This window comes from Saccharopolyspora sp. NPDC002686, from assembly GCF_040295745.1.
Classification (GTDB): domain Bacteria; phylum Actinomycetota; class Actinomycetes; order Mycobacteriales; family Pseudonocardiaceae; genus Saccharopolyspora; species Saccharopolyspora oryzae.
Map to the genome: position 1 here is coordinate 1 of NZ_JBEOVY010000449.1, position 5,371 is coordinate 5,371.

General features: G+C 69.4%; 5 protein-coding genes. 3 read left to right on the forward strand and 2 right to left on the reverse strand.

Annotated features, from left to right (window positions below; genetic code table 11):
• Nucleotides 1–363: 363 nt before the first annotated feature.
• Nucleotides 364–1,797: an aldehyde dehydrogenase family protein gene (locus ABTZ89_RS35155; RefSeq protein ID WP_270954001.1), complete on the forward strand. Its 1,434-nt coding sequence runs from the start codon at nucleotides 364–366 to the stop codon at nucleotides 1,795–1,797.
• A gap of 151 nt (nucleotides 1,798–1,948) precedes the next feature.
• Here the strand turns inward: ABTZ89_RS35155 and ABTZ89_RS35160 are convergent, their stop codons facing one another.
• On the reverse strand, nucleotides 1,949–2,233 hold the full coding sequence (locus tag ABTZ89_RS35160; RefSeq protein ID WP_270952425.1) for a DUF2631 domain-containing protein: 285 nt from the start codon (nucleotides 2,231–2,233) through the stop codon (nucleotides 1,949–1,951).
• A gap of 185 nt (nucleotides 2,234–2,418) precedes the next feature.
• The gene (locus tag ABTZ89_RS35165; protein WP_270952427.1) at nucleotides 2,419–2,691 is read right to left on the reverse strand and encodes a GlsB/YeaQ/YmgE family stress response membrane protein; all 273 of its coding nucleotides are present in this window, start codon (nucleotides 2,689–2,691) and stop codon (nucleotides 2,419–2,421) included.
• 99 nt (nucleotides 2,692–2,790) lie between these two features.
• Here ABTZ89_RS35165 and dxr point away from each other — a divergent pair, with 99 nt between their 5' ends.
• Together dxr and ABTZ89_RS35175 are read left to right on the forward strand one after the other, a co-directional pair.
• Entirely contained in the window at nucleotides 2,791–4,029 is a 1,239-nt protein-coding gene (gene dxr, locus ABTZ89_RS35170; protein WP_270952428.1) for a 1-deoxy-D-xylulose-5-phosphate reductoisomerase, read from the forward strand.
• A 3-nt stretch (nucleotides 4,030–4,032) separates the two neighbouring features.
• Nucleotides 4,033–5,316, forward strand: a complete 1,284-nt coding sequence (locus tag ABTZ89_RS35175; protein ID WP_270952429.1) for a M50 family metallopeptidase — start codon at nucleotides 4,033–4,035, stop codon at nucleotides 5,314–5,316.
• Nucleotides 5,317–5,371: the final 55 nt, after the last annotated feature.

Genomic DNA, 5,371 nt, shown 5'->3' on the forward strand with positions numbered 1-5,371 from the left:
ATTCAATGGAAATCGGACGTCCGATTTCCATTGAATTTGCGGAGCTCGGGCCGGACGACCGCCGGGGTGGACGGTTCGTGGTCGTCCTGCGTCCTGCAGCTCGCCGCTGGTGCAACGGCCGTGGGGGTTGTTTGGCCAGATCAGTGCTCGTGAGCACTTTGTGGTGCCATAGCGCCTCAAAGTACTCACGAGACCTGACCAGCAGGAATAGGTGGGCTGGCCGGGTTTGTCGTCCTGGCGGCGTTCGGCGTGGGGGACGGTTTGGACATCGTTGGTCGGTGCGGTGTACGGATTGGCAGTGCTGGGGACAGGGGGTGGGGTCGTAGCTTCTGGGGAGGTTTCGGAAACGACTGGAGGTAGCCGATGTCATCGGTCATCGGGAACTGGGTCGCGGGGGAGCGGGTCAGCAGCGACGCGACGTTCGAGGTGCGGCACCCCTACGACGGCACCGTGGTCGCCACCACGTGCTACGCCAGCGACGCCGACGTGGAGCGCGCCGTCGCCGCCGCGGACGCGGTGCGCCGCGAGTTCGCCACCACGCCCGCGCACGTGCGCGCTGCCGCGCTGGACCACGTGACCCGGCGGCTCGAGGAGCGGACCGAGGAGATCGCGCAGCTGATCACCGCCGAGAACGGCAAGCCGATCAGCTGGGCCCGCGGCGAGGTGGCCCGCGCCGTCTCCACCTTCCGGTGGGGCGCGGAGGAGGCCCGGCGGTTCTCCGGCGACCTGCAGCGGCTGGACACCGATCCCGGCGGCACCGGCCGGATGGCGCTGGTCCGGCGCGTCCCGCGCGGGCCCGTGCTCGGCATCTCGCCGTTCAACTTCCCGCTGAACCTGGTGGCGCACAAGGTCGCTCCGGCGCTGGCGGTCGGCGCGCCGATCGTGCTCAAGCCCGCGCCGAAGACGCCGCTGTCCGCGCTGGTGCTGGGCGAGATCCTGGCCGAGACCGAGCTGCCCGCCGGTTCTTGGTCGGTGCTGACCACCAGCAACGACAAGGCCGCCGAGCTGGTCGCCGACCCGCGGCTGCCGGTGGTGTCGTTCACGGGCTCTGGCCCGGTCGGCTGGGGCATCCTCGACTCCGCGCCGCGCAAGCACGTGACCCTCGAGCTCGGCGGCAACGCCGCGGTGGTCGTCGACCCGAGCTGGACGGACCTGGACTTCGCCGCGGACCGGATCGCGACCTTCGCGATGTACCAGGCCGGGCAGTCCTGCATCTCCGTGCAGCGCGTCTACGTCCACCGCGACGTCTACGACGACCTCGCCGCCCGCGTGGTGAAGGCGGTCGAGGCGCAGGCCACCGGCGACCCGAAGGACCCGGCGACCAAGGTCGGCCCGATGATCAACGAGGACGCCGCGAAGCGGCTCGAGGCCTGGGTCGGCGAAGCCGTCGACGCGGGCGCCGAGGTGCTCACCGGCGGAACCCGCGAGGGCGCCACCTTCGCGCCGACCGTGCTCAGCGGTGCCCCCGAGGACGCGAAGGTCTCCTGCGAGGAGGTCTTCGGCCCGCTGCTGGTGCTCGCGCCGGTGGATTCGGTGGACGAGGCGTTCGAGAAGGTCAACGCCTCCCGCTACGGCCTGCAGGCCGGCGTGTTCACCCGCGACATCCAGCTGGCGTTCCGCGCGGCGGCGGAGCTGGAGGTCGGCGGCGTGATCATCGGCGACGTGCCGAGCTTCCGCGCCGACCAGATGCCCTACGGCGGGGTCAAGGAGTCCGGCGTGGGCCGCGAAGGCGTCCACGCGGCCATGGTCGACCTGACGCAGGAGCACGTCACGGTCCTCACCGGCATCACCGTGTAAGGAAGTTTTGGTGTCGTGAGTGCGGGTGGGCGCGGTTGCGCACTCACGACACCACCAGCACGGACCGCGGGGGCCGGGAGGTTCACCGCCCCCGAGAACGAAGAACGCCGCCTCCGGGATTCCGGAGGCGGCGTTCTTCGTGCTCTTGGGGTCAGCCGCGCCAGGCGGTCTTCTTGCGGCGCAGGTCCACCAGCAGTCCGATGACCAGGACGATCGCGGTGATGACCAGGAAGTAGTCCTCGGTCTTGAAGTGGTCGCCGCCGCTGAGGATGCCCTGGTGGTTGCCGATCAGCATGACCAGGCACGCGAAGACGGAGAACCAACCGGCGAACTGGGTCGCCTTCGGGAACCCGCCGTGCCAGCCCCACTCGGCCGACGGCTCTTCGGCCGGGTCGACGGCCTGGCTGGGCTTCTTCTCCAGCTCGGTGCTCGCCACGTTCCCCTCCTGGTGCCACGCCCGGCCGCCCGGACCGGAAGATGATGCTCGAAGTGCGAACCGCCGATCGGCGATCCACACGCCCATCTTCGCACACGCCATCGATGCCCCGGCGCCCGCCCATCCACCTGCGAGCAGCGAAAAGGGTGTTGCGGAAGCGCCTTCCGCAACACCCCCCGGTGTGATCAGCCTCGCGATACCGCCTTGCGGCCGACGATCGCCCGGTAAACGCCCAGCACGATCAGCGATCCCACGACGGCCAGGATCCAGGTGCTCAGGGACCAGAACCGGTCGATGCCCACGCCGAAGATCCAGTTGCCGATCAGGCCGCCGACGAACGCGCCGACCACCCCGAGCAGCATGGTGACGAGGATCCCGCCGCCGTCCTTGCCGGGCATGATCGCCTTGGCCAGCGCGCCCACGACGAGACCGAGAACGATCCATCCGATGATTCCCATGACCGACCTCCTCCGGTGCCGCGACCGATGCTCCTGATCGTGACCCCCGATCGTGATTTGTGCACCGCGAGCGACCTCCCCCTCGCTCCTTCGGGGACAATGGCGGTGATGCACGCCGACACCCCGAAACAGAGCGCGCCCGGCCCCCGCACCGTCCTGGTGCTCGGCTCGACCGGGTCCATTGGCAAACAGGCACTGGACGTGATCCGGGAGAACCCGGACCGGTTCCGGGTCGTGGGCCTGGCCGCGAGCGGCAGCGATCCGCTCGGCCTGGCCGCGCAAGCGATGGAGTTCCAGGTCCCGAACGTCGGGGTGGCCAAGGAGAGCGAAGTCGAGGGCGTCCAGCTCGCCATCCGGCACCACGCCGAGTCGCGGGGTCTGCTCTCCGAGATGCCGGACGTGCGGACCGGGCCGGACGTGGCGACCGACCTCATCGAGTCCGTCCCCGCCGACGTGATCATCAACGGCATCGACGGCTCCCGGGGCCTCAAGCCCACCCTGGCCGCGCTGGAGACCGGCTCCCAGCTGGCGCTGGCGAACAAGGAATCGCTGGTCGCGGGCGGTTCGTTGGTGCTGGACAAGGCCAAGCCCGGGCAGATCGTGCCGGTCGACTCCGAGCACTCCGCGCTGGCTCAGTGCCTGCTCGGCGCCGATCCCGACTCGGTCGAGAAGCTGGTGCTGACCGCTTCCGGCGGGCCCTTCCGCGGCCGCAAGCGCGAAGAGCTGGTCGACGTCACGGTGCAGCAGGCGCTCGCGCACCCGACCTGGTCGATGGGCAACGTGGTGACCATCAACTCGGCGACCCTGGTGAACAAGGGCCTGGAGCTGATCGAGGCGCACCTGCTGTTCGGCATCGGCTACGACCGCATCGACGTGACCGTCCACCCGCAGTCCATCGTGCACTCGATGGTCACCTACGTGGACGGTTCGACGATCGCCCAGGCCAGCCCGCCGAACATGCGGATCCCGATCGCGATGAGCCTGGAGTGGCCGCGCCGGGTGCCCGGGGCCGCCCCCGCGCTGGACTTCTCGAAGGCGCAGGAGTGGACCTTCGAACCGGTCGACGACGAGGCGTTCCCGGCGATCGAGCTGGCTCGCGCGGCCGGTTCCGGCGGCGGGTGCCTGCCCGCGATCTACAACGCGGCCAACGAAGAAGCGCTGGCGGCTTTCGTGCGAGGCCGACTCGGGTTCACCGGAATCGTGCAGACTGTGGGTGATGTGCTCGCCGGGGCCGACCAGTGGCGGTCCGAGCCGGCGAGCTTGGACGAGGTCTTCGCGGCCGAGGACTGGGCGCGGGCCAAGGCCAACGAACTGGTGGCCGCAGGGAAGGCGGAGTAGTAGATGCTGGTCGTCGTTGGCATCCTGATCTTCTTCTTCGGGCTGCTGTTCTCCATCGCGTGGCACGAGCTGGGCCACCTGGCGGCCGCGAAGCTGTTCGGGGTCAAGGTCACCCAGTACATGGTCGGCTTCGGCCGCACCATCTGGTCGCGCAAGAAGGGCGACACCGAGTACGGCGTAAAGCTGATCCCGTTCGGCGGCTACATCCGGATGATCGGGATGTTCCCGCCGAAGAAGGACGAGGAGTACGGGCGCACCGTCTCCTCCACCCCGATCCGGGCGATGATCGAGGACGCCCGGCAGATGTCCGCCGAGGAGATCACCCCCGAGGACGCGCACCGGCAGTTCTACCAGCGCAGCCCCTGGAAGCGGATCATCGTGATGATGGCCGGGCCGGTGATGAACCTCATCCTGGCGGTCGGCATCTTCGCCGCGATCCTGATGGGCCACGGCATCATGACCGCGACCACCACGGTCGCCTCGGTCAGCGAGTGCGTGCTGCCCGCCGACGCGCCGAACAAGGACGTCTGCCCGGCAGGCGCGAAGCCCTCCCCGGCCGCGGAGGCCGGGTTCCTCCCCGGCGACCGGATCCTCGAGTTCAACGGCAAGCCCTACACCACCTGGGAAGACCTGCAGCTGGCCATCCGCCAGTCGACCGGGCCGGTGCCGGTGGTCGTCGAGCGCCAGGGGCAGCAGGTCACGCTGACCCCGAGCCTGATGCAGAACCAGATGCCGAAGCTGAACTCGACCAGCGAGTACGAGACGGTCGGCTTCCTCGGGCTGACCCCGACGCAGGTGCTGGTCAAGCAGGACATCGGTGGTGTGGTCAGCACCATCGGCGGGTTCGTCAGCCTCACCGCGCAGAAGGTCATCGAGCTGCCGCAGCGGGTGCCGGACCTGGTGTCGGCCATCTTCGGCGGCGAGCGGCACGCGGACTCGCCGGTCGGCATCGTCGGTGCCAGCCGGTTGGGCGGCGAGGTGCTGGCCTCGGACAACATCGGCGTGGACGCCCGGATCATGCTGATGTTCAACCTGCTGGCCGGGGTGAACCTCTCGCTGTTCGTGTTCAACATGCTGCCGCTGCTGCCGCTGGACGGCGGTCACATCGCGGGTGCGCTGTGGGAGTCGATCCGGCGCGGCTTCGCCAAGCTGGTGCGGCGCCCGGACCCGGGCCCGTTCGACACGGCGCGGCTGATGCCGCTGGCCTACGCGATCAGCCTGGTGTTCATCGCGTACTCGCTGCTGGTCCTGGTCGCCGACGTGGTGAACCCGGTCAAGCTCTTCTAGCGCGGCGTTACAGCTGGTCAGGTCCCGTGAGTCTTTTGGGCTGCTATGACGGCCC